Origin of the sequence: Streptomyces sp. RLB3-17, assembly GCF_007113425.2 — a bacterium.
Taxonomy (GTDB): domain Bacteria; phylum Actinomycetota; class Actinomycetes; order Streptomycetales; family Streptomycetaceae; genus Streptomyces; species Streptomyces mirabilis_D.
Genome location: NZ_CP041610.2, coordinates 10,024,035 through 10,048,462, shown reverse-complemented (window position 1 = coordinate 10,048,462; position 24,428 = coordinate 10,024,035). Strand labels below are relative to the sequence as shown.

At 70.1% G+C, this 24,428-nt stretch carries 20 protein-coding genes; 9 read left to right on the top strand and 11 right to left on the bottom strand.

The features are described 5' to 3' along the window. Positions 1-159 precede the first annotated feature (159 nt). Positions 160-2,328, top strand: coding sequence for an MFS transporter (locus FNV62_RS45120; protein ID WP_144316174.1), 2,169 nt, complete (start codon positions 160-162; stop codon positions 2,326-2,328). A gap of 11 nt (positions 2,329-2,339) precedes the next feature. On the opposite strand, the gene FNV62_RS45115 is transcribed toward FNV62_RS45120, so the two are convergent. The 4 genes from FNV62_RS45115 to FNV62_RS45100 form a co-directional block, all read right to left on the bottom strand. Then, entirely contained in the window at positions 2,340-2,792 is a 453-nt protein-coding gene (locus FNV62_RS45115; protein WP_143604004.1) for a MarR family winged helix-turn-helix transcriptional regulator, read from the bottom strand. 257 nt (positions 2,793-3,049) lie between these two features. Continuing rightward, entirely contained in the window at positions 3,050-3,682 is a 633-nt protein-coding gene (locus tag FNV62_RS45110; protein ID WP_060897432.1) for a UbiX family flavin prenyltransferase, read from the bottom strand. 442 nt (positions 3,683-4,124) lie between these two features. Further along, positions 4,125-5,654 (bottom strand): UbiD family decarboxylase, encoded by a 1,530-nt coding sequence (locus FNV62_RS45105; protein ID WP_143604002.1) that lies wholly within the window; start codon positions 5,652-5,654, stop codon positions 4,125-4,127. Next, the gene (locus tag FNV62_RS45100) at positions 5,654-6,253 is read right to left on the bottom strand and encodes a non-oxidative hydroxyarylic acid decarboxylases subunit B (RefSeq protein ID WP_225900614.1); all 600 of its coding nucleotides are present in this window, start codon (positions 6,251-6,253) and stop codon (positions 5,654-5,656) included. Before FNV62_RS45100 ends, FNV62_RS45105 begins: the two co-directional genes overlap by 1 nt. A gap of 114 nt (positions 6,254-6,367) precedes the next feature. On the opposite strand from FNV62_RS45100, the gene FNV62_RS45095 reads away from it, so the two are divergent. Next, complete coding sequence (locus tag FNV62_RS45095; protein WP_164331854.1) at positions 6,368-6,832, top strand: MarR family winged helix-turn-helix transcriptional regulator; 465 nt, start codon at positions 6,368-6,370, stop codon at positions 6,830-6,832. Positions 6,833-7,371: 539 nt separating this feature from the next. Here the strand turns inward: FNV62_RS45095 and FNV62_RS45090 are convergent. Continuing rightward, positions 7,372-8,550, bottom strand: a complete 1,179-nt coding sequence (locus FNV62_RS45090; RefSeq protein WP_144316572.1) for an alpha-hydroxy-acid oxidizing protein — start codon at positions 8,548-8,550, stop codon at positions 7,372-7,374. A 214-nt stretch (positions 8,551-8,764) separates the two neighbouring features. Between FNV62_RS45090 and FNV62_RS45085 the strand changes: the two genes are divergently transcribed. Continuing rightward, positions 8,765-10,027 carry a PucR family transcriptional regulator gene (locus tag FNV62_RS45085; RefSeq protein ID WP_143629405.1) on the top strand — a complete coding sequence of 421 codons (1,263 nt, stop codon included), beginning with the start codon at positions 8,765-8,767 and terminating at the stop codon, positions 10,025-10,027. A gap of 63 nt (positions 10,028-10,090) precedes the next feature. On the opposite strand, the gene FNV62_RS45080 is transcribed toward FNV62_RS45085, so the two are convergent. After that, entirely contained in the window at positions 10,091-10,900 is an 810-nt protein-coding gene (locus tag FNV62_RS45080) for an SDR family NAD(P)-dependent oxidoreductase (protein WP_143610182.1), read from the bottom strand. 96 nt (positions 10,901-10,996) lie between these two features. Here FNV62_RS45080 and FNV62_RS45075 point away from each other — a divergent pair, with 96 nt between their 5' ends. Beyond that, on the top strand, positions 10,997-11,560 hold the full coding sequence (locus FNV62_RS45075; protein WP_164657671.1) for a TetR/AcrR family transcriptional regulator: 564 nt from the start codon (positions 10,997-10,999) through the stop codon (positions 11,558-11,560). A gap of 72 nt (positions 11,561-11,632) precedes the next feature. Here FNV62_RS45075 and FNV62_RS45070 read toward each other — a convergent pair whose 3' ends face one another. Next, the gene (locus FNV62_RS45070) at positions 11,633-12,394 is read right to left on the bottom strand and encodes an SDR family oxidoreductase (protein ID WP_097287612.1); all 762 of its coding nucleotides are present in this window, start codon (positions 12,392-12,394) and stop codon (positions 11,633-11,635) included. Positions 12,395-12,453: 59 nt separating this feature from the next. Next, positions 12,454-14,064, bottom strand: a complete 1,611-nt coding sequence (gene mdlC, locus FNV62_RS45065) for a benzoylformate decarboxylase (protein WP_143604000.1) — start codon at positions 14,062-14,064, stop codon at positions 12,454-12,456. 490 nt (positions 14,065-14,554) lie between these two features. Here mdlC and FNV62_RS45060 point away from each other — a divergent pair, with 490 nt between their 5' ends. Both FNV62_RS45060 and FNV62_RS45055 read left to right on the top strand, forming a co-directional pair. Beyond that, a complete protein-coding gene (locus FNV62_RS45060) occupies positions 14,555-15,433 on the top strand; it encodes an LLM class F420-dependent oxidoreductase (protein WP_144316172.1) in 879 nt (292 codons plus the stop codon). A gap of 131 nt (positions 15,434-15,564) precedes the next feature. Next, on the top strand, positions 15,565-17,094 hold the full coding sequence (locus FNV62_RS45055; RefSeq protein WP_144316171.1) for a GMC family oxidoreductase: 1,530 nt from the start codon (positions 15,565-15,567) through the stop codon (positions 17,092-17,094). Between the two features lie 316 nt (positions 17,095-17,410). On the opposite strand, the gene FNV62_RS45050 is transcribed toward FNV62_RS45055, so the two are convergent. Then, complete coding sequence (locus FNV62_RS45050; RefSeq protein ID WP_054231675.1) at positions 17,411-17,863, bottom strand: MarR family winged helix-turn-helix transcriptional regulator; 453 nt, start codon at positions 17,861-17,863, stop codon at positions 17,411-17,413. A 122-nt stretch (positions 17,864-17,985) separates the two neighbouring features. Between FNV62_RS45050 and FNV62_RS45045 the strand changes: the two genes are divergently transcribed. Further along, entirely contained in the window at positions 17,986-19,008 is a 1,023-nt protein-coding gene (locus tag FNV62_RS45045) for a YceI family protein (RefSeq protein ID WP_144316170.1), read from the top strand. Between the two features lie 82 nt (positions 19,009-19,090). Here FNV62_RS45045 and FNV62_RS45040 read toward each other — a convergent pair whose 3' ends face one another. Continuing rightward, positions 19,091-19,501, bottom strand: coding sequence for a hypothetical protein (locus FNV62_RS45040; protein WP_144316169.1), 411 nt, complete (start codon positions 19,499-19,501; stop codon positions 19,091-19,093). Between the two features lie 206 nt (positions 19,502-19,707). Here FNV62_RS45040 and FNV62_RS45035 point away from each other — a divergent pair, with 206 nt between their 5' ends. Next, positions 19,708-20,544 (top strand): LLM class F420-dependent oxidoreductase, encoded by an 837-nt coding sequence (locus FNV62_RS45035; RefSeq protein ID WP_144316168.1) that lies wholly within the window; start codon positions 19,708-19,710, stop codon positions 20,542-20,544. A gap of 127 nt (positions 20,545-20,671) precedes the next feature. Here FNV62_RS45035 and FNV62_RS45030 read toward each other — a convergent pair whose 3' ends face one another. Further along, positions 20,672-21,487, bottom strand: a complete 816-nt coding sequence (locus FNV62_RS45030; protein WP_225900613.1) for a hypothetical protein — start codon at positions 21,485-21,487, stop codon at positions 20,672-20,674. Positions 21,488-21,934: 447 nt separating this feature from the next. Here FNV62_RS45030 and FNV62_RS45025 point away from each other — a divergent pair, with 447 nt between their 5' ends. Next, positions 21,935-24,406 (top strand): SpoIIE family protein phosphatase, encoded by a 2,472-nt coding sequence (locus FNV62_RS45025; RefSeq protein WP_143603995.1) that lies wholly within the window; start codon positions 21,935-21,937, stop codon positions 24,404-24,406. Positions 24,407-24,428 lie beyond the last annotated feature (22 nt).

Here is a 24,428-nt window from a genome sequence, read left to right as displayed (position 1 = left end):
GCGGGCTGCGCCGGGACCGTTCTGCGGCCGGAGTGGACGGCCCCGAGGGAGATAGGCAGGCTGCCTGATAATATTTGTCAGGTGGCCTGCTCATCTCCGCCGGGATCTCCCCAGCAGGCCTGCCCCGTTGCGGAAGGTCCCGGAGGAAGGAGCCGCGCCGTGCCGTCTGCCGGTGACACCCGCGCTCCGGAGCGGATATCCGAGGCCGGAGCGCCCCGTGGCAATCCCTTCGGTGCGCGTTTTGTGGCGCCGCTGTACCTGGGGGCCTCGCTCAACCCGGTCAACAGCTCGATCATCGCGACGGCGCTGGTCGCCATCGCCGCGGCCCTGCACATCCCCGTCGGGGACACCGCGATCCTGATCTCCAGCCTCTATCTCACCAGCGCGCTGGCCCAGCCCGCCGCCGGGCGTCTCGCCGAGGAGTTCGGGCCCCGGCGGATCTTCGTGGCCGGTATCACGCTGGTGCTCGTGGCCGGGATCGTCGGCTCGCTGGCCCACTCGCTGACGGCACTGATCGTGGCCCGGGTCCTGATCGGCGCGGGCACCTCGGCGGGCTACCCGGCGGCGATGCTGCTGATCCGCCGCCGCGCCGAACAGGCCGACCACGCGGCCCCGCCGCGCGAGGTGCTGGGCGGTCTGTCGATCACGGGTGCCGCCACCGTCGCCGTCGGCCCCGCCATCGGCGGACTGCTGATCGGCGGGGCGGGCTGGCGCGCCGCCTTCTGGATCAACATCCCGGTAGCCGCCGTCGCCCTGTTCCTGGCGCTGGCCGGGATCGCCCGGGACCCCGACCCGGTGCGTTTCGGCTCGCCTCGCGCACTCGCCTCCCGCATCGACCTGCTCGGCATGCTGGGCTTCGGCGGCTCGCTCACCGCGCTGATGATCTTCCTCGACGCGCTGCCGCGCCTGGACTGGCCCGCGCTCGCCGCCGCCCTGGTCCTCGCCGCCGCCCTGGCCGGCTGGGAACTGCGCGCCGCCCAGCCCTTCCTCGACGTACGGCTGCTCGTCGCCAACGGCGCCCTGACCCGTACCTATCTGCGCAACGGCCTGACCCTGATGGGCACGTACGTGATCCTGTACGGGCTCACCCAGTGGTTGGAGGTGGCCCGCGGGCTGTCCGCCTACCAGGCCGGGCTGATGCTGATGCCGATGGGTGTGCTGACCGCCCTGGCCGCCCGGGTGGTGTCGCGGCGGGCGGCGGTGCGGTGGCCGCTGATCGCCTGCGCGGTCCTGCTGCTCGTCGGCGCGGTGGCCACGCTGTTCGTGGGCAGCGGCACCCCGATCGCGGCGGTCATCTGTGTCACCGCGGTCTTCGGCCTGACCTCCGGCGCCGGGACGGTCGCCAACCAGACCGTCCTCTACCAGGAGGCCCCCGCCGCCGCGCTGGGCACCGCTTCCGGACTGCTGCGCACCTTCGGCTACATCGGGTCCATCGCCTCGGCGGCGATCACCGGCACCGCCTTCCACCGCGGCGTGAGCGACAGCGGCCTGCACTCCATAGCGTGGGTGCTGGTCGCGATCTCCGCTCTCGTCCTCGTCATGACCGTCCTGGACCGGCAGTTGGCCCGGGCCGACCGGCACCACACGAACCAACCCCCGGCCGGGGCCCGGAATCCGGGCCCCGCGCCCAGCACAGAACCCACTCGTGCAGAACCCACTCGCACAGAACCCACTCGCACAGAACTCCCTCGTACAGAAAGCCGATCCGCTGACATGACCACTGGTACGCACACCACCCCCACCCCCGCCCTCGACCCGGCCCGCACCGCGCTGCTGCTGATGGACTTCCAGCCCGTCGTGCTCGGCGCCGTGCCCGACCCGCAGGGCGTGCTCGCCCGCGCGGGCGAGGCGCTGGCCTGGGCCCGCACCCACGGGGCGCATGTCGTCTTCGTGCGCGTCGCGCTCGCGGACAAGGACGCCGCCGCCGTGCCCGCCCACAACAAGACGTTCTCCCAGGCCGTCGCGGCCGGGTACCTCACCGACGGCACCGCGGCGACGGCGGTGCACGAGTCGCTGAAGGCCGAGGAGGACGATCTGACCGTGCGCAAGACACGGATCAGCGCCTTCGCCAGCGACACCGACCTGCCCGCCGAACTCCGCGCCCGCAACGTGGACACCCTGGTCCTCGCCGGGCTGACCACCAGCGGCGTGGTGCTGACCACCCTGCGCCAGGCGGCCGATGAGGACTACCGCCTGTTCCTCCTGGCCGACGCCACCGCCGACCCCGATCCGGAGGTGCACCGGGTGCTCATGGAGAAGGTCTTCCCCCACCAGGCCGAGATCATCAGCACCGCGGACCTCGCCGCCCTGAGCACGGCAGCGCAGTAGCCGGCACGACGCTAGGCGGTCTCGGAGTCCGCCAGGCGATTCATGATCTCGGCGGCCTTGTCGAGTGTCCGGCGCTCGGGGGCCCGAAGCGCGGACCCGATCACATCGGCCAGCCACGCCTCACGGGCCGCCGGGATCCGCTTGGTCAGCGTCCGCCCGGCCGGGGTCGCGCTCACCAGGGCCTTGCGCCCGTCGCTGGGGTCCTTCGCGGTGGTGACCAGCTCACCGGCGCGCAGCGCGGCCACGGTCTCCGCCATCGACTGCCGCCGCACGTGCTCGGCCTGCGCGAGCTCGCTCACGGTCATCGGGCCGTCCGTGACGATCCGGTGCAGCGTGGTCAGATGCGACCAGTTCCACGGCAGGTCGTCGATCGGCGCCTCGGTGCGCAGCCGCGCGCGCAGCCGCGTCATCGCCCGCATCAGCTCGACGGCGGTGCCCTCTGGCGGAACCGGTTCGCTACTCACCAAGCCAGCATATTGCAGGGCGAAGACGCCCTGACCAGGGATGGGAACCGGGAGGGGTGGATCCCCGCGCAGACAGACCCGATGCCCCGTCAACGGCTCGCCGGACAGGACCGGTTGCCCGTACGGAGCTCACCTGTTCCACGGGGGGCCGGTGCCCACGCCGCCGCTCCCGCCGCTCGTCCCCGCGACGGGCCGCACGATGTCTTCGTGTCTTCGTGTCTTCGTGTCTTGGGTCCGGCGCCGGGCCCCCGGACCCGTCAGCGCGCCTGGGTGTGCTCGCGTCGCGCCGCGGTGTCGCTGCCGTCCCACTGGTAGCGGTCCGTGCCAGGCAGGCCCAGGAACTGCAGGACGCGTTCGACGAACTCGTCCCGCAGCTGCGCGAGTGTCTCGGGCACGTTGTAGTACGTGGGGATCATGGGGTACACGGTGGCGCCCGCTTCCGTGACAGCAACCATGTTGCGCAGGTGGATGAGGTTCAGCGGCGCTTCCCGCAGGCACAGGACGAGTCTGCGCCGTTGCTTCAGCATCACGTCCGCGGCTCGTTCGATGAGGCTCTCGGTCTGGCCGTGAGCGATGCGTCCGAGTACGCCGGCCGCGCACGGCAAGATGATCATTGCGTCGCTCGGGTAGCTGCCGCTGGTCACTGGTCCGGACATGTCGGCCGGATCCAGGAAGCGTACTTTCGGTGACGTCGCCTCCAGGGCCTGGACCACCGAGTCCGGGTCTTCGCCGGTCCGGAATTCGAAGGCCACCAGTTTGCGCCCGTTGGCCGACACCAGAAGATCGACATGGCCGACCCGGTCGTCCCTCTGAAGTGCGGTGAGCAGGGCCTTGGCCACACCGGTGCCGCCCGCTCCCGTGACAGCGACGGTCACATTCTGCTGGGTCACGACTGTCCCTTTTCCTGACTCATCGGGTCGGCAACCGCGCTGACTCGTGCCACACAAGTGATGTCTCGACGCCTGGGGTTGGAGGACCGCTGTCCGCTTCGGTCCGACGCGCACGCTGATCGGTACCCGCCGGTGATCGCGAGATCCCCTCGGTCACTCGACCAGCGGCTACTCGTCATTCCTCATTCACCCGGTCGGCGTCCACCGCTCAGCGAGGTACGGGCCCGCGCACGTCGATCCACCCGGTTCCGCGCCTCGGCCACTGGGCCCGGTCCGACGCCCGCCCCCTGACCGCCGGGCTGTGGCCGGTCAGGGGGCGGGCGTCGTGCCGGTCGTGTGGCGGGCCACGACCACCTGGTGGTGGCCTACGTCCCAGACGTCTTCGGCAGCGCAGGTGCCGGCTCTACGGCACCCGAGTGTCAGCTCTACGGCACCGCAGGTGTCAGCTCGATGCGGCAGAGCCACTGTCGCCCGTCTGCTCGGCGGAGCCGGTGTCGCCCGTCTGCTCGGATTCGGCGGCCAGGACCTTGGCGCGCACGGCTGCCGGGAAGACGCCGTCGAAGGTGGCGGGCGGAACGCGTCCGCTTCCCACCGCCGGGAGCAGGGCGTCGTGTACGACGATGGCTCCCCAGCCGTTGTGCAGTTCCTCCTCAAGGAAGCACGGGTACCACGGCATGATCGGCCCGTGCCACTGCTCCTGACGGAGCGACGGATGCACTCTGGTGGCCAGCGCCCACAGGAGATCCGAGTCGTTCGCCGGGTCCACGTCGTCGTCGAGGACGTAGACGACCGGGGAGAGCCGGCCGACCCGGGTGCCGTTCAGTACCTCGCCGATGCGGTGCACGAATCGCGCGGTGTCCATGCCCGGCAGCACATCGCGCCAGTTCTGCGGGACCGTGATCACCGTCCAGAAGCAGGCGGCGCCGAGCGGCAGCCAGGCGGTCGTGATGGGCAGTCCCGCCCCCTGCAGGACCGCGACGACCTCTGCGGAGATGCCCGCGGCCGGTGCGACATGCGAGTCGTCGACAGGCCGCCCGGCGGCGGCCAGCGGCCAGATCGGGTCGTCGCGGTAGGTGATCGCTTCGATGCTGAAGAGCGGTTGCGGCGATGTCTCGGGCAGGGCCCAGCCGTGGAACTCCGCGAACGGGCCCTCCACGGCATCACGCGTTGCGGACAGGTACCCCTCGATGACGACCTCGGCGGAGGCCGGCACCTCCAGGTCGTTCGTCTCGCACTTCACCACGTCGACCGGCCTGCCCAGCACCGCTCCGAGATACGCTCCCTCGTCGACCTCGGTCGGAACGGTCATTCCGCCGACGACGGCAGCGCCCGGGTCGCCTCCCTGGAATAGGGCGTAGGGCATCGGCTCGCCGATGGCCTCCCACTCACGCCAGATCATGCCGAGGTGCTGACCCGGCAGCACCAGTCCGGTCATGTGCCGGTCGTCGATCATCATGATTCGGGAAATGGACCAGTTCGTCCATCGGCCGTCCGGTGTCCTCGCGACGATGACACCCCACGTATTGACGTAGGGACCGCCGTCGCTCTGGTGAACGAACGGGATCGGGAACCGGTCGAGACGGGCCTCTTCCCCCGTCAGGATGTTCTGTTTGCAGGGCGCCGAGTCGGCTGCCACACGCCGCGGCGGGATCAGTTGCCCGGTGCCCGCCTGCCTGAGGTGTTCGACCAGTTCGGCGGCGGTCGTGGTGTACGGCAGGCCGAGGGAGAGGGAGACCCGGGCCAGTGGGTGCCCGGGAACGCTCGACAGGGCGCCCGGGGCTCCGATCATGCGAAACCCCTCGCCGACCCCGCTGAGGTGCTCGAAGAACGGGGCGGGCCGGCCGTTCTCGGTGGACCGCCGGGTGACGGCCGCCGCTTCCAGATTCGGATCGATCACGCGCGTGATGCGCTGGATGTCCCCCAGCGCGTCGAGCGCGGAGAGGTAGGACCGCAGGTCATTGGTTTCGGACATCAGTCCCTTGCGCCTTTCAATTCGGATGGGCGAGGCATTCCGTCCCAGCGCCGCGCCGACGGCACCTGGATATCCAGCTGGTCCAGCACTCGGACAACGACATGCTCAACTAGTTCGTCGATGCTTTTCGGGCGGCTGTAGAAGGCCGGCATCGGCGGAACGATTCTCGCTCCCATACGGGAGAGTGCCAGCATGTTGTCGAGATGGATTTCACTGAGCGGGGTCTCCCTCGGCACCAGCACCAGGGGACGCCGCTCTTTGAGCGTGACATCGGCGGCGCGGGGGATGAGACCATCGGCGTATCCGGTTCGAATTCCGGCGAGCGTCTTCATGCTGCACGGTGCGATAATCATTCCATCAATTCGGAATGACCCCGAGGAAATCGCCGCACCCTGATCGTTCCATGAATAGGTCACGTCCGCCAGATCGGTAACTTCGCGAACCGACAGGCTGGTCTCCAGATGGATTGTCGCTTTGGCCCACTGGGACAGAACGAGATGTGTTTCCACGTCCGGCTGGTTCCGCAGCCGGCGGAGCAGTTCGACACCGAAGACGGCGCCGGTCGCCCCGGTCATTCCCAAGATCACTCTTCGCGGCACGGGAACCACCTTCCGTACACGGTAAGTCCGTACACGGACGAATGTAGAGGATGAAGCTTTCGGTTGCAAACAGTCCGTGTACGGACTCACAGTGCACGGATGTATCCTGAGCCGGTGACGATCGGAGCTCGATACGACGGGGTGCTGGCCGACGGCATGGCCCACCAGCTGCGCCGCGCCTCGCAGGCGGTGAACGCCTCGTGGCAGCTGCGCAGCAGCGACCTCACGCCCGCACAGTTCGCGGTGCTCCAAGTCCTGGACGAGCGCGAAAGTCTCGACCAGAAGACCCTCGGTGCCCTCGCCGCGGTCGACCGGTCGACGCTCACCCCCCTCCTCGACCGGCTCCTGGCCCGTGACCTGATCACCAAGAGCACGGATCCCGGCAACCGCCGCCGGCAGCTGATCGCCCTGACGCCCGCCGGTCACGAACGAGCGGCTCTGGGCCGTCGGCAGGCACAGGAAACGAGCCGCTGGATCGAAGACCTGCTCGGGCCTGAGCGGCTCGCGACCCTCACCCTTCTCCTCAAGGAACTCGGGGACGCGGGCCGCGACCAGCAGCCCGGCAGCAACCGCTCATGAGCAAGCCCTCCGGGCGCCGAGCCGCCATCCGCTGCACCCGCCGCACCGGCCGCACCTGACGATCCCGGCATCGCGGCAGGCGCCGGCTGCACCACCTCCCGTACGGCCCCGGCGGCGGCAAGCCGACGGGCTGGTCCTGCCCCGGCCGCCGCGCGCCACGCCGCCGTGGTCGCCCTGTCGCCCTGTCGCCCCGGCCGGCCTCGGTCCAGAGCCCGGGATGCCGCGGCCGGGATGTCCCGGCCGGCCGGGCTGCGCGGGTGCGGGCGCGTGCAGCGGCGACAGGGCGTCCTGGCGCACCGGACGCATCGCATCCCCGGGCTGCCGGGCGGCCCGGCTCTTCACGCATCGACCGCACCGCACTCCCCCGGTCAGGCCCCCTGTTGTGCCGGGTGCGGGCCGCCGCCGCGGACTCCTGAACCACGCGCGTCCGGCGTGCGCCACCTCGTCCCGCGGCTGCGCGAACCCCGCCGTGCTCACTGCCGGACAGGGCCTGGCCGCTGAACTCCGGGGCTGTTCGGCGGGGTTGATGCCACCGCGCGTCACAGGCGGCGTAGCGCGCCGTCCGCTCGGAGGTCCTCAAGAGCCGGGTAGCCGTCCACCGCCATGATCAGGTCGGCCTCGGCAAGCAGCGCGCGCAGGACGTGGACGATGCCCTGCGTGCCTCCGAGAGCCAGCCCGTATGCGTACGGGCGGCCCACACCCACGGCGGTGGCCCCCAGCGCCAGCGCCTTGACCACGTCCGCACCGCTGCGGACACCCGAGTCGAACAGAACCGGCAGGCCGTCCGCCGCCTCGACCACTCCCGGCAGAGCCTCCACGGCGGGCAGTCCGCCGTTCGCCTGGCGGCCGCCGTGGTTGGAGCAGTAGATCCCGTCCACGCCTCCGTCCCTGGCGCGGCGCGCGTCTTCGGGGTGGCAGATGCCTTTGAGGACGAGCGGCAGGTCGGTGATCGACCGCAGCCAGCCGAGATCGTCCCAGGTCAGTGGATTGCCGAAGATCCGTGCCCACTCCAGCACCGCGGCCCGCACATCCTCCTCGGGGGCTTTGGCCAGCCGGGCCCTGAAGACCGGGTCGGACGTGTAGTTGGCAAGGCAGTGGCCGCGCAACTGCGGGAAGTTGCCGGTTGCCAGGTCGCGGGGGCGCCATCCCGTGATCCAGGTGTCCAGCGTCACCACGATGCCCTTGAAGCCCGCCGTTTCGGCCCGGCGCACCAGGCTCTCGGCCAGATCCCGGTCGGTGGGGGTGTACAGCGAGAAGAATCCCGGGGTTTCCCCGAACTCGGCGGCGACCTCCTCCAGCGGATCGGCGCTGAGGGTGGAGGCCACCATCGGCACGCCCGTACGGGCGGCTGCGCGGGCCGTGGCCAGGTCGCCGCGGCCGTCCTGCGCGCACAGCCCGATCACCCCGACGGGTGCCATGAACAGCGGGGAGGGCAGGCTCGTCCCGAACAGGTTCACCGACATGTCGCGCCGAGCCGCGCCGACCATCATCCGCGGCACCAGCCCCCACCGCAGGAACGCCGAGACGTTGGCCCGCTGGGTGGACTCGTCTCCTGCGCCACCAGCGACATACGACAGCAGTGACGGCGACAGCGCCGCCTGTGCTCGTGCCTCCAACTCCTGGAACTCCATCGGCAGGGCGGGCAGCACGCCGGACAGCCCGTCGATGTAGATCTCGTTCTGGTAGTCGCCGAACTGCCCGTCGAGCTCCCGGTTCATCCGTGGGGTCACCGCCCTCGCCTCACCTGCCCCGGCCGTCGGGGACCAGTGCTTCTCATCGTGCGGCCGAGACGGGACGGCGGCCAGGTCACAGCGGTACAGACCGCGCTGAAGGGGTTGTGGCCGGCGTACATTGATCCGCCGCCCCTTGGTCACGTCCGCGTGCGCGGTCCGCCGATGAGCAGTCGGTGATCTCGTTTTGTACGATCGGGGCATGGCTGCGGAGTATCCCGAGGCCGCAAAGCAGCTGTCCGTGGTCGCGGAGAGTGTGGGGGCACATCTTTCCGACGTCAGCCGTGACATCGGGGAGCAGCTGCTCACGGAGATCCCGGAGCTCCGAGGTGACGGGACCGTCATCAAGATCCTCGAAGCGAGCGTCGCGGAGAACGTCGCCACGCTCCTGCACATTTTCGAGAACGACATACCGCTGGACAACGTCGAGAGGCTCCCGGTCGCCTCGGAGTACGCCAGGAGACTGGCCCAGCGGAACGTACCCCTCAGTGCGCTGATCAGGTCCTACCGGATCGGGCACTGGCGTTTCCTGCAGTGGTGTCTCGACGAGCTCAACCGTCAGGGCGCCGACGAGTCCCTGGCCGCCGCGACCAACTGGCGCATGCTGAGCCTGAGCTTCGGCTACATCGACCGGGTCACGGAGCATGTCATCGATGTCTACCAGCTCGAGCGCGACCACTGGCTGCTGAGCCGGACAGCCGTGCGCGCCGCGCGCGTGCGGGACATCCTCGCCGGGAAGGACGTCGATCTCGACTGGGCGGAGTCGGCTCTGGGTTACCGCATCCGGCAGTACCACCTCGGGCTGGTGTCCTGGCTGCCCCCGCTGGCGGAGGCGGGCGCGGGGCTGGCCAGACTCGACCGGATGACCACCGTGATCGCCGAAGCGCTCGGGTGTCCTGCCCGGCCGCTGTTCGTTCCCCGGGACGAGGCGCTGTCCTGGGCGTGGCTGCCGTGCGGCTCGCACCACGACGTCTCCTGGGAACAGCTGTCGGACGCGATCGACAGCACTGATCCCTCGGTGCATGTGTGCGTGGGGAACGTGGAGCCCGGCATCGGGGGATTCCGCTCCACGCACCATCAGGCACTGCGCACCCAGGAGCTGGCGACGCTGGCCAGTCCCGGTACCCGGTTCACCGAGTACTCCCGGGTGGCTCCGATCGCCTTGATGTGCGCCAATGTCGAGGACATGCGCGCTTGGGTGTGGGAGGTTCTGGGCCCGCTGGCTGTCGATGACGAGAACTGCGCGCGGCTGCGGGAGACCGTGCAGATCTTCCTGGACACCGGCTGCAGCTACACCGCCACGGCCGGCGCCCAGATTCTGCACAAGAACACCGTGCACTACCGCATCCGGAAGGCCGAGGAGATCATGGGCCATCCCGTCCAGGAGCGCCGCATCGATCTGGAAGTCGCGTTGCTGGCCGTCCAGTACCTCGGCCTGACGCTCCTTCGCAGCACCCCGGCATGACACGCCCTCGCGCCGGCCGACGGGACTGCCACCCCCGGGCGATCGGTGAGCCGCTGCTCGCCGTCAGTCGGTGCCGGCCGTGACCGGCTCCCAGCGGGCGTACTCGTCCATCAGCTCGGCGAAGCGGCCGCGCACCATCTCCAGGCCGGCGGTGGCCACCGCGAGGTGCAGCGGGGGCTCGTCGATGCCCGTGATGTCGGCGACGGCGGCCATGGACTTGCCGAGGTCACCCCGCACCGCCTGCTGGTCGAATGCGGCCATGGCGGCGTAGGAGGGCGCGTAGGCGGGGATGGACGTGGCGGGGAGCTTCGCGTTGGTCCCGAAGCTGGTGTTGTAACCCGCCGGCTCGACCAGGGTGACGTGGATGCCCAGCGGGCCGACCTCCTTGGCCAGTCCCTCGCTCAGGTTCTGCACGGCGCTCTTCGAGGCGCAGTACACGGCCATCGTGGGCAGGCTGACGTGGCCGCCCATGGAGCCGATGTTGATGATGTGGCCGCGGCCGCGTTCCCGCATGTGCGGGAGTACGGCCTGAATCACCTGGACGAGGCCCACCACGTTGGTTTCGAACTGGTCGCGCAGTTGGTCGGGGCTGACTTCCTCGACCGTGCCCACCTGCCCGTAGCCCGCGGCGCCCACGAGGGCGTCGATGGCGCCGAAGCGGTCGACGGTCTCCTTGACGGCCTGCTCGATGACGGCGGCGTCGGTGACGTCGAGGCGTGTGACCAGGACGTTGCCGAGGCCGGCGAAGGCCGGATTGGCCTTGGCCGTGTCGCGCATGGTGGCCACGACGTTCCAGCCTCGCGCGGCGTACTCGAAGGTGGCCGCTTCGCCCATACCTGTCGAAGCACCTGTGATCAGAACGGTCTTGCGCATGCTGCCCTCTCTCGTGGCGTGGCCTCTGCACCCACACTCACTACTAAACAGAATCTACAAAACATGTATAGCATGCTCATTCGGTATGGTGTGCATATGGCAGCGACCCGGGGGGACACCCAGCGCCGCGAGCAGGTGCTCGCGGCGGCACTGACCGTTTTCGCCACGTTCGGCTATCGCAAGACGTCGATGGACGCGGTGGCTCAGGCGGCGGACATCTCCCGCCCCGGCCTGTACTTCCTCTTCTCCGGCAAGGAGGAGCTGTTCCGCGAGACCATGCGGCAGGCGCTGGACGAGGCCCTGGGCGACGTCCGCACGGCGCTGGCCGCGCCCGGCGCGGACCTCAACGCGCGTCTGGTGGCCGCGCTCGACGCCAATCTGGGCCGGTACGTCGGCACACACATCAACGAGGGCGTCGACGACCTGCTGGAGCACGGCACGGCACAGCTCCAGAGCATGTACGACGACTACCGGGGCGCCTTCCTCGACGCGCTCACCGAGGCCGTCGCCGCCTCCGGCCGGCCCACCGCAAGCGTCACCCCGCGGCAGATCGCCGAGGTCCTGAACGCCGCCGCCGAGGGCTGGAAGCACCGCGTCGCCGACCGTCCGGCATTCGTCGGCAAGCTCACCACGGCCGTCGACGTCGCCTTGCGCCCCTGAATTCCGCCGACGGCATTGCCGCAGACGGGCGTGCCGGGCCCCGCGTCTGCGGCCTGGCCGGCCGGGCACGCCCTAGAAGCTCCTGCGCACGCCCCCGTCGACCGACAGCATCACGCCCGTGAGGTAGGACGCGGCGGGCGACAGCAGGAAGGCGGCGCTGCGGCCGAACTCCTCGGGGGTTCCGTAGCGGCGCAGAGGGACACCGGCGGTCGCACGGGCGCGGGCGGCGTCGGCGTGGCCGGTGTGCGCGTCGAGTTCGCGGACCCGGTCGGTCTCGATGTGGGCGGGCACCAGGCCGACGACTCGGATGCCCCGGGGTCCCAGCTCGTTCGCCAGGTTCTTCGCGTAACCGGCCAGGCCCGGCCGGAAGGCGTTGGAGAGCGCGAGACCGGGAATCGGCTCGTACACGGAGCTGGAGAGGACGAAGCCGATGACCCCTCCCCCGTCCAGCTCCGCCGCGACGGCGCGGGACAGCCGCACCGCACCGAGGAAGACCGACTCGAAGGCGGCGCGCCACAGGTCGTCGTCGATGGTGTCCGACGTACCTGCCGGCGGGCCCCCGACGCTGATGAGCACCCCGTCCAGCCGATTGAAGGCATCGCGTGCCGCGCCGATGAGCCGGCCCGGGGCAACGGGGTCGGCGTTGTCGGCCACGACACCGACCGCCTGCCCCCGGCCGCCGAGCTCCGCCTCGGCGGCGGCCACCGACTTCTCGCCGCGGCCGCTGACGACCACCCTCGCCCCGTCCGCCACCAGTTCGCGCGCGGCGGCCCTGCCCAGACCGCGGGTGCCACCGGTGACGATGTACACCCGGTCCTTCAGTCCAAGGTCCATGACCGCTGCCTCCTGTCCCGCCGTGTCGCTCGCATGTCCCGCCGTACCGCTCGCACGGCCTACAACATCGCCTTCTGGGGCTGCGTGGGCACCACGATGACGGTGGTGGTGCCGGCGGTCAGGGCCGCCTTGAACTCCCGCTCCAGGTCCCCCGCGGTCTCCACCTCGACCGCACGGCATCCGAATCCGCGGGCCACGGAGGCGATGTCGAGCCCGGGCAGGTCGAGTCCCGGAACGCCCGGCGTCTCCTCCAGCACCGCGAACGACTTGAGGATGGAGTACTCCTGGTTGCGCATGACCACGTACACGACCGGGAGGTTGTGCCGGGCCGCCGTCCAGATGGCCTGCACGGAGTACTGGAAGGAACCGTCACCGATCAGCCCGACCACCGGCCGCTCGACGCCCCGCTCCCGGTCGCCCAGCGCGACGCCCACCGCGGCCGGGGTGCCCCAGCCGATCCCTCCGCTGGCCGTGGCGAAGAACGATCCGGTCCTGACCGTCGGAAGCCACTCGACCTGCTGCGCCATCGTGGAGGTCGACTCGTTGACGATGACCGCGTCCGGCGGCCGGACCCTGCTCAGGGCGGCGTACACCTCCGGCGGGGTGAGCGGGCTGCTCGGCGTCTGCGGCAGCTCACGGGGCCGCGCCATCGGCTCCGGAGCGGTTCGCGCGGACCCCTCGGCGACCATGTCCAGGAGCAGTTCGATCGCCGTCGCCGGATCGCCCAGGAGGCTGTCGCCCACCCGTGCCGCCGCGGCAACCCCCGGATTGCCGGTGATCTGCAGGAGCTCGGTGCCGTCGGGGAGGTAGTCGCCGGGCACGTAGGGGTAGTAGCGGAACGCCTCCGCGCCGATCACGACCACCAGGTCGTGCCCGGCCAGCCGGTCGCTGATGGTCTTCACCGACATGCCGAGCGGGCCGCGGAAGAGGGAGTGGTCCTCGGGGAAGGAGGCGCGGTCCAGCAGCGGGGCGCCGTAGACGGAAGCGCGCAGCTTCTCCGCCAGGGCCACGGCCGCGTCCCAGCCGCCGGCGCGGTCCACCTCCGGCCCGAAGACCAGCGCGGGACGGCGGCTTGCGGAGATGCGGTCGGCGAACAGCCGCAGGCGCCGCGCGTCGGGGGCGACCCGGTCGCTGACGGTCCGGACCCGGGTGAATCCGGACAGCGGCCGCTTCCAGTCGTCCATGGGAATCGACAGGTAGACCGGTCCCGCCGGCGGCTGCAGTGCCTCCGCGTAGGCCCGCATGAAGGCCTCGGGGACGTCTTCGGCGCGGGCCGGCTCGTAGGACCATTTCACCCACGGCTTCGGCAGCGTGGTGGCCTCGCGGTTGCCGAGATACGGCTCCCCGATCACGAGTTCACGGTGCTGCTGTCCCGAGGTGATGATCAGGGGCGTGTTTCCGTGGTAGGCCGCCACCAGGTTGCCCACCGCGTTTCCCACGCCGGCCGAGGAGTGCACGTTGACCAGTGCCGGGCGGCGCGTGACCTGGGCGAAGGCATCGGCCATCGCGATGACGGACGCCTCCTGCAGCGCCAGGACGTAGGTGAAGTCCTCGGGGAAATCCTGCAGGAAGGTCTGCTCGGTCGAACCGGGATTGCCGAAGACCGTGGTGAGTTTCAGGGTCCGCAGCAGGTCGTAGGTCACGCTGTGGACGGTGGATCGCTCGGTCATTGTTGCCACCGACTTTCGTGCTGGAGTCGGGCGCAGGGTCAGCGGCCCTGCCCGTGGGGTGCGCGCTTCTCGGTGAAGGCCCGGGTGCCTTCCCTCGTGTCGTGGGACGCCGGAACCAAGCGCCGATCCGATCCTGCTCGACACCGGCGCCCTCGTCGCGAAATGCGGTCCGTTCGGTGACGGCACGTCCGACGGCCGCCACGACCAAGGGGGCGATGCCGCAGTGGACCTCGGTCTTCCCTCGCGTTCATGCACCGTTCCTTTGCCGCGCTCGTGTACGGCTCCTTCGGGTCCGGGGACCGGACCGCTTCCGTGAGGACGACGCTAGAAGCGTGCGCGGATGGAGCCATTGGGCGACGAACACCACGTTTGCCCGGAACTTGGTTTCCTGGCACCAATATGCGCGGCACTGACTGGTATTTACTTGCTTGACAAAGCAGATGACTGCCTGGGCATACTCGGTCGGTCGGTCCGGAACACGGGAGCCCGCATGAACCTCGGCATGGCCATCGCTGACTTCACCCAGCCCCAGGGCCCGGCAGGCATCGCACGTCACGTGGGCCGGCTCGCCCGCACCGCGGAGGAGTACGGGTTCACGCGCATCGCCGTCATGGACCATCTCTTCCAGATCGGGATCGTGGGGACGTCCGAACAGGCAATGCTGGAGGCGTACACCACGCTGGGCTACCTGGCGGCGAGCACCGAGCGCGTGGAGCTTCTCGCCCTGGTGACCTCGGCCGGCTACCGCGAGCCCGGCCTGCTGGCCAAGATGGTCACCACGCTCGACGTGCTGTCCGAGGGCCGGGCGGCCCTGGGCATCGGCGTCGGCGCGGGGTTCAACGTCGCCGAGGCGCGCGGACTGGGCCTGCCCTTCCCGCCCGTCGCGGAGCGGTTCGAACGCCTCGAGGAGACGCTGCGGATCTGCCTGCAGATGTGGAGCGACGACGAAGGGCCCTTCAACGGCCGCCACTACCGGCTCGAACGCACCCTCAACTCCCCCGCCACGGTACGGCGCCCCCATCCGCCGGTCCTGATCGGCGGGTCCGGCGAGCGGAAGACACTGCGGCTCGTCGCGGAGTACGGCAACGCCTGCAACCTCTTCCACGGACCGGACCTCCGGCACAAGCTCGACGTGCTGCGCGGGCACTGTGACCGGGCCGGGCGGGACTACGACACGATCGAGAAGACCGTCCTCTTTCCCCTCGACCCCGGGCCGCGGGGCGAGCACGTGCCGGGCCTGCTCGCCGAACTGCGCCGGCTGCACCAGATCGGCATCGACCACGTCATCGGCCCGGTACGAGGAGCCGACCAGCAGGCAGCCCTCCATCTGCTCGGAGAGCGCGTCGTTCCCGAGACAGCGCATTTCTGAGATACCGCATCTCTGAGATACCGCATCCCCGACCGCAGCACGCGGCAGGAACCCGACCGGCCCCGCAGTATCAATTTGCTTGAAGAAGCATCCAAAGATGCATCCCCTGACAAGTCCTCGGAGGCAAGTCCGTGAGCGACAGCAACGACCGGCCGGGCAAGGACGCCGATGTCATCGTCGTCGGAGGCGGATCCGCGGGCGCCGTACTCGCCGCCCGGCTCAGCGAGGACCCGCAGCGCGAGGTCCTGCTGATCGAGGCAGGCCCGGACTACCCCGCGGGGCAGTTCCCCCACTGGCTGCGGACCCCGCATCTGCTGGCCGATCCGGACCACGACTGGGGCTACACCGCGCGGGGCACCGACCGGGCCCCGGGCATCCCCGCTCCACGCGGCCGGACCATGGGAGGCAGTTCCGCCGTCAACGCGGGGGTGGCCATCCGGGCGCGCTCCGCGGACTTCGCCGCCTGGGCGGACCGTTACGGCATCAAGGGCTGGTCCTACGAGGACGTCCTCCCCACGTTCAGGCGCATGGAGAACACGCCGGCCGGCGACGACGCCTACCACGGGCGCTCCGGACCCTTCCCCGTCCGCCAGTGGTCCTACGAGCAACTCACGTCGCCTCTGCGGGCGTTCGTCGACGGCTCGGCGGACCGCGGGTTCCGGCGTGTCGAGGACTTCAACGGGGCCGAGCAGGAGGGCGTCGGCGGCTACCCCGTCAACATCGTCGGCGGGGTGCGGCAGAACACCGCCCTGGCCTATCTGACGCCACCGGTGCGACGGCGCCCCAATCTCCGGGTGCTGAGCGAGGTCACCGCCGACACCGTACTCATCGAGGACGGCACGGCGCGCGGCGTGGTGAGTGCCTCCGGCACCGTGTACCGGGCCGCCGAGGTGATACTCGCCGCCGGCAGCTACGGCAGTGCGGCCATCCTGCTGCGCTCCGGCGTCGGCCCGGCGAAGGACCTGCGGGCACTGGGCATCGACGTGGTCGCCGACCTGCCGGTCGGCCGGAGGTTGCAGGACCATCCCTTCTTCCACTCGCTGTTCGCCCTGGCGCCTGGGCACCAGACGATGACGGACGCCTTCTCGGCGGGCCTGTGGTGCGCGTCGGCCGAAGCCCAGGCCGGCGAACTGGACCTCGGCATCGTGGCCGTGCACCTGCTGGACGGCTCCTTCAGCCCGACCGGCGCAGCCCTGCTCCTGGCGACGGCCGTCACCCGGCCGGAGTCACGGGGCTCCCTCCGCCTGGCCGGCCGGGACCCCTACGCCGCTCCGGTCATCGACGACAACTACCTCGCGACCGCCAGGGACCGCAGCCGCATGCTGGAGGGCGTGAAGCTCGTGCGCAGCCTCGCGGGCACGCCGCGGTTCGCACGGGTACTGGCCGGCGAACTCGTTCCCGGTGACGCGGTCCGGGGCGACGAGGAACTGCTCGACACGATCGAGACCGGGATCTCCACCTACGGTCACCCCACCTCGACCGTGCCTATGGGAGGGCCCGGGGACGAATGGGCCGTGGTCGACGAGTCGGGCGCGGTCAAGGGGGTCGAGCGGCTGCGCGTCGTGGACGCCTCCATCATGCCGGAGGTCCCGTCCACCGTGACCAACGCGACCACCATCATGATCGCGGAGCACATCGCCCGCCGCGTGTACCGGGCCTGACGGGACGTCTCATACATCGGGCCGGACGGGGCCGTGGGGAACCCCGGCGCCGGGGAGCGCGACGCGGACCACCCGGCCGGTGCGATCCGCGTCGGCTTCCACCGCGTGGGCGCGCAGGCCCGCAGGCGGCGACCGCGTTGATCAGGTACTCCCGCGTCACGGACGCGTCGCTGAGCCACGCCTCGACGGCAGCGGACGCCGGTGACCGCCTCGATCCGTCATCCCGGCGAATTCGTCGAGCAGGACGGCGGCGGGCTCGTCGTCGAGCGCGGACCGATGGCCGACCGGACCGGGACACGGCCGTCCGTGGCCTGGTTCAGTCGAGCTTTTTCACCACGGCCTCGAACTGCCGCACCAGAGCGGGCAGGGAGCGTCCGTCGAGCTGGTCGACGACCCGCTTACGGGCACTCGCCAGATGAACGGGGTAGGCGGACTGAAGACGCTTCAGCCCCTCCGGGGTCAATGAGGCCACATTGCCCCGCCCGTCGCCTTCGTGGCGCCGCTTGGTCACCTGGCCCCGGGCCTGGAGGGTGTCCACGATCCGGGTGATCCGGCTCGCCGACAGGGCGCTGGCCGCGGCGAGATCCGTCATCCGCAGCTCCTGGTTCTCCGCTTCGGAGAGACTCATGAGGACGACGTACTCGGTGAGCGTCAGTCCCGTGGCCCGCAGCAGATCGTCGTCCAGCGAGCGCGGGAGCGCGATGATGACGCGCATCAGGGCACGCCAGAATCGTTCTTCCTCGGCGGCCAGCGGATCAGCGTCATTCATCCGTGCAGCTTACATGCTCAAGCAAGCAAGCTCAAGCGGTGATCGGATCCCGGATTCCCGTGCAGTCTGCGGCACCGACAGGACCGGCCGACGACCGCCTACGCCTGCGCCTGGGGCAGGCCATGGACCGACTGGATCCCACGACCGCCAGCCTGTTCGCTGCACAGAGATACTTGCTTACGCAAGGAACAATCCGTCGGAAGCTATCAGGTCGATCGGCGCGATCGTCTATCACCTTCACCACCCGGCACATGTTCGGCCTTGGCAGGGTGAACGGCACTTTCGCGCTGGAGTCGGCGAGCATCTCCGTCGCCGAGTCGGTGACCGAGTCGGCCGTGTACGCGGTAGTCGCTGCGGGCAGCTTCCACACCGGTGCGGCTCGCCGGGACGATCACGTGCGCTCGCCCGCGTTCCTGGACACGGACCGGCACCCGGCCATCCGCTTCGAGTCGAGCAGGGCAGTCCGCGGCGACGACGGCGTCTGGACGGTGGAGGGGTCGCTCACGGTCCGTGGGCACCGGGCTCCCCTCCGGCTGACGATCGACTCACTGGCTCTCAGGGACGGATCGCTGCGGCTCTCCCTGACCGCCACCGCACCCCCCACCGCCGGCCCCACCACGAACCCGACCGCGCATCCGACCGCGCACCCGGCCCTCGGCACGGCGACTCGCGCCGTCGTGCCGGCAGAAGAAGCAGAAGAAGACGCCGTGCCGGAAGCCGGCTGCCGGGTGGTCGCGGGCGGGGTCCGTGCCGGTGCGGTGGTCGCAGAAGGCGCTGGAGTGGTCGCGCCGGCCGTCGCGGCCGGGGAGGCCGTGGGCGGCTTGCGTCCGGACGCCACCGGCGGGGCAGCCGTCTCCTGGGAGCCGGCGACGGGCGTGGTCGCGGCGTTCCCGGTACCGGCGTCGCGGCCGGAGCGGAGGACCACGATCAGGGAGACGAGCAGAACGGTGGCGACCATCGCCAGCGCCGTGCCGGTCACCAGCCCTCGCCTGCGCGGGCGACGCCGCGCGGCCTGCCTTGTTGCCTTCATGTCCGTCCGATCACAAGAGCGAGTCGATGGTGCGCTGTTCAGCGGCCGCAGGAGCCGGAAAGCTTGCTCTCGCCGCGCACCGGCTGGACTCCCCGCCCTCACCGCCGTCCCGTGAAGGAAGAGGGCGATCGGGTCCGTACCCCGCCGCACGCCGCCGGGTCGGGGCGGCGACGACGTTCCCCGCGCGGGGCGGGACATCAGGTCAGCGGAGGACTGAACGGCCCCGCGACACTCTCAAAGACTTCGAGGGTGATCTCCGGGACGAAGACAGCATCGCTCTCCAGGCCCTCGGGAAGGTGTCCCCGCATGTCCTCACGGCACAGGAGCGTGCCGTCGGGAATGACGATCCCCGCGCCGAGCCGGTCCGCCAGCTCGATGATGATCTTCCACACGTCGCCGGCCTGCGGGCGTTCGACACCGATGCCGCTGTCGAAGACGAACACCTCGGCCTCGCTGCCGTCGGCGGCACGGATCCAGAACTCCGTATCGTCCTCGGCCGCCTTCTCGGGCGCGGCGTCACAGGGCGAAAGGACCGCCCGGACCACGTCCATGTCCGGCTTGGCCGGCTCACCGTCCAAGAACCGGTAGAAGCCCAGGCTGTAGCTCATTGCGGTGGCCCCGGTCTTACCCCGGGCCCGATCGCCCCGACGTCGTTACCGAAGGGCTCGATGTCCCCGCTGCCCAAGAGGGGCCTCCTTCGCTGTCGTGTGCGGGGATCATCGCATCGGCGACTGACAGCAGGCGCCAGAACTCCCGAACCAGCCGAACCGCTCCCCGGTCCGGGGAAGAACGCACCTCGCACTAACGTGGCCGCATGCGCTTTGCCTTCAAGACGTCACCGCAGAGCACGACTTGGGACGGCATGCTCCAGGTGTGGCGGGCCGCCGACGACATCGAGACATTCGAGTCCGGCTGGACCTCCGACCACTTCTACCCGACGCACGGCGCCGACCCGGCCCTCCCCCGCCTGGAGGGCTGGATCACGCTGACCGCGCTGGCACAGGCGACCAGCCGACTGCGGATGGGCACGCTCGTCACCGGCATCCACTACCGGCACCCCGCCGTGCTGGCCAACATGGCGGCAACCCTCGACGTCGTGTCCGGCGGCCGGCTGGAGCTCGGCATCGGGACCGGCTGGAACCAGGAGGAGTCCAGCGCCTACGGCATCGAGCTGGGCACACCGAAGGAGCGCAGCGACCGGTTCGAAGAGGCGTGCGAGGTCATCACCGGTCTGCTCAGCCGGGAGACCACGACGTTCAAGGGCAGCTACTACGAGCTGACCGGCGCCCGCTGCAACCCCAAGCCCGTGCAGCGGCCGCACCCGCCGCTGTGCATCGGCGGCAGCGGCGAGAAGCGCACCCTGCGCACCGCCGCCCGTTTCGCACAGCACTGGAACTTCGACAGCGGCACGGTCGGGCAGTTCATCCGCGCGCGCGACGTACTCCACCAGCACTGCGCCGACGTCCGCCGGGACCCGGCGGAGATCCTGCTGTCGAGCCAGGTGCGGTTCAGCGGCGATCCGGCCGCGACGGCGGCCACCGCCGCCGAGCTCGGCGAGGCCGGTGCGGAGCTTGCCATCGTCTACCTGCCGCCGCCCTACACCCCCGCCGTGCTGGAACCACTGGCCACAGCACTGGGCCAGCTGCCCTGAGCCCAGGAACGGAGCCCTCCAACAGACCTGGCCAACCGTCAAACGCCCAGAGAGCCTGATCGAACGGGACGGAACCAGACCCTGACTAGGGTCGTGGGAGACTCCGAGTCTGTTTCAACCCCGGTGGTCAGGTCGCGGTGGGGATATGGCGCGCTGCTGCCAGTTTGGCCATCGTTCGAAGTCTCGCGAAGTAGGCGGCGCAGTACTCCTCGTTGATCAGGGGCACGATCTTTTCAAGGTCGGCGATGCACGCCCAGAGGATGGCAATGCCACGGTCGTCGAGTCCGCCGTTCAGCTCCCTCTGGACGAGGCCATGGACGTCGGCGTCCAGGAGGACCAGGTCCACGCCCTCGATGTCGACGCCGCGGAAGCTTGCGGGGAACAGCGCGCGCCGGTGTTCCTCCCACAGCCCGGCGAGTTGGTCTTCGGGCTGTGCTCCGCTCGTATCGGCGGCTGTCGCTTCTGCCACGACTGATGGGCGAAGGAGCAGGGAGACAGCGTCGAAGACGACACGCACCATGTCGGTGGCCCTGACCGGGCCGAGGGCGGCACTTGTCACGGCGCCCTGCGTGATCTTGTCGCGCAGCAGTCGGCCGCGGTCGAGTTCGGCGGCGAGTTCGGCCGCGATCAGCCCCGCGTCGACGGCCCTCTCGATCAGGTCCTGGAGTGGCTTGTCGACGGCCAGACGCTCGGCAAGGACGTGCTCCAGGGCGTACAGGGAGTGCATGACGGCGACGGTGGCGAACTCGTACCGGTAGTAGGAGTGCCGGATGAGCTCGCGGGAGGTTTCCATCGCACTCATCACGTACATCGACGCGTCGCCGGGCAGAACCAGGTCAGCAACCAAGGCGTGCATGCCCGCATAGTCGAGAACGACGTCGTGGGCGCGCGGGTCCGGTACCGGTAGAGGGAGCGGGCCGGGCGACGGCGGCAGGGTGTTCACGCGTGCAGTCTTGTCGTCTGAAGGCTGCCGGTGCCATCGGATTTGCTCGGGGTGATCGGCGACGCGGCTGCGGCATGTCGCCACTGGCCCGGTCCGACCTTGAGGAACAGGTTTCGCAGACGAGGCCTGCGATGGCACGGCGGACACAGTGTGTGCCGCCATCATCACCCAATCCGCTCCGCCGCAGGTCAAAGTGGTTGTGATGTGTGATCGGCGGCGCACTCGTTCGGGGTGCGCGCGAAGGTGGCCGGAGGTAGGCGGGTCAGCCGGCGGCTTGGGGCTTCACCTGGCAGGCAGTCCTGCGACGACCTGAAGGGCGGGAGCTGCATCCGTCGCGGCTGTGGCGCTGTCACAAAACCGATCGCTATTCGGTCATTAGGGGAAAAAGGGGCGAATCACTGGAGCCCCGTGCCGTCGACTTTCCCAGACCCCTGAGGACAGCACTTGATGACTACGACCAGCCTCGACGCGATAGCACTCGGTAAGCAGTTGCACGCGTCTGACATATCCGACACCGCAATCGCGCTGCTCGACGAGCAGGGGACGGTCGCCGCATGGACGCACACCGCCGAACGGCTCGTCGGATTCCGTGCCGGGGAGGTCGTGGGCCGGTCCGCCGCACTCGTGCTGCCGTCCTTCAAGGAAGCGACCACGACATCAGCGTTTGTCGAGCGGTGCCGTGCCGAAAACGGCTGGTCAGGGGCGACGGCAGTGCGCCACCGGGACGGCCGCGTACTCGACGCCGGCGTACGGCTCACGATGCTGCACGGTCAGGACGGGACAGCGCGATGGCTCGCGTCCGTGACCGACGCCGTCCCGCAGTCCGGGGACGCGACAGACAGATCGGTGCGGGGACCGCTTCTCGCCCACACGCCGATCGGTGTCGGCATTCGTGACCGGCAACTGCGGTCCACCTACGTGAACGACGTTGCTGAGAGCCATGACGGCCTTCCCCGTGAGCGACGTCTCGGACGTCGAATCACCGAGGTACTGCCCGGTGCCAATGCCGAAGCGATCGAGGCGGTGATGCGGCAGGTACTCCAAAACGGTACGACCAGGATCCACGAGTACCGGACGTGGCTGCCGACGTGCCCGGAGCACCAGTTCGCGGCCTCATTTCAGTGCCTCCAGGGCGCCGACGGCCAAGCGCTGGGGGTGTGCACCATCGGCGCCGACGTCACCGCGAGCCGGCGGACGCGTGAGCGCCTCGCCGTCCTCAGCCAGGCCAGTACGCATCTGGGCAGCACCCTGGACGTGACACAGGTCAGCCAGGAACTGGCAGACCTGGCCGTGCCGTTGCTCGCCGACCACGTCACCGTGGACCTGGAGCAGTCGATCTCGTTCGGGGAGGGGGCCCCGGTCCACATCGGCGCGACGGGCCAGCGCCTCCCCTGTCTCCGACGTGCCGGTCTGGCCTCGATCCACCAGGGGGACCGGCCATCCCCATGGGCGCGCGGCGAGCCGGTATTCGTGCCGCCGATCTCACCCTTCACCGACGTCCTGCGTGCCGGGAAGTCCGTCCTGGAGCCGGTCCTGGACACCTCCTCGGGCACATGGGTCGACAAGGTGCCGGAACTGGCGCACGGGGTCCGCGAGCACGGCGTGCACTCGATCATGATCGTACCCATCCGTGCACGGCGCTCCCTGCTGGGCGTGGCGCTGTTCGTCCGGACAAAGGATCCCGCGCCGTTCCATGAGGTCGATCTCCTCCTGGCCGAAGAGCTCGTCGGCCGCGCCGCGCGGTCGTTGAACAACGCCCGTCAGTACGCTCGCAAACACACCGCCGCCCTCACCCTGCAACGCCATCTGCTGCCCCGCCGGTTGGCAGGCGGCACGGCGGTCGATGCGGCGTCGCGCTACCTGCCCGCGGACCTGGACCACGGTGTCGGCGGCGACTGGTTCGACGTGATCCCGCTGTCCGGCGCACGGGTGGCGCTCGTCGTCGGCGACGTGATCGGACACGGCCTCCACGCCGCCGCGACCATGGGCAGGCTCCGCACCGCCGTCCACACCCTCGCCGCCATGGAACTGCCCCCCGACGAAGTGCTGGCCCATCTCGACGACACGGTCCAACGACTGAGCGAGGAAGACGCCGACACCCCGGTCCAGACCCCCGCGGTGGTGGGCGCCACCTGCCTGTACGCCGTCTACGACCCTGCCACCCGCCGGTGCACCATGGCGCGGGCCGGGCATCCCCCGCCCGCGATCATCGACCCACAGGGGCGGGTCACGTACCTCGACCTCCCCACCGGAGCCCCCCTGGGTGTCGGCCTGGGGGACCCTCCCGAATCCGTGGAACTGGAACTGGCCGAGGGAAGCGTCCTCGCCCTGTACACCGACGGCCTGATCGAGACCCGCGACCACGACATCGAAGAGGGAATGCGCCGGCTGGGCACCGTCCTCGCACAACCGGGCCGGTCTCTGGAAGACCTCTGCGACATCGCGACGCAGTCCCTTCCGGACCAGGCACCGTGCGACGACGTCACACTCCTCCTCGTCCGCACCCGCTCCCTCTGCCCGACCCGGGTTGCCTCCTGGACCCTGCCCGGGGACCAGTCCGCCGTCCGCAGCGCCCGCACCCTGGCCGCACGACAACTGACGGAATGGGGCCTGCAAGGTCTTCAGGACGCCACGCAACTGATCGTCAGCGAACTCGTCACCAACGCCATCCGCCACGGCACCGGGCAGATCGAGCTGCGGCTCGTCCGGCACCAGGTCCTGACCTGCGAAGTGTCCGACACCGGCCCCTCCACCCCGCGTCCGCGTCGCGCACGCACCATGGACGAGAACGGCCGCGGCCTCTTCCTCGTCACCAACCTGTGCCGCAGGTGGGGCTCCCGCCCGGTACCGGGCGGCAAGGTCGTCTGGGCCGACCAAGACCTCCCCCACACATCCGGCCTCCGAGCGGCGGCGGCCTGAGGCGAGCCCACCGACCCCGCGA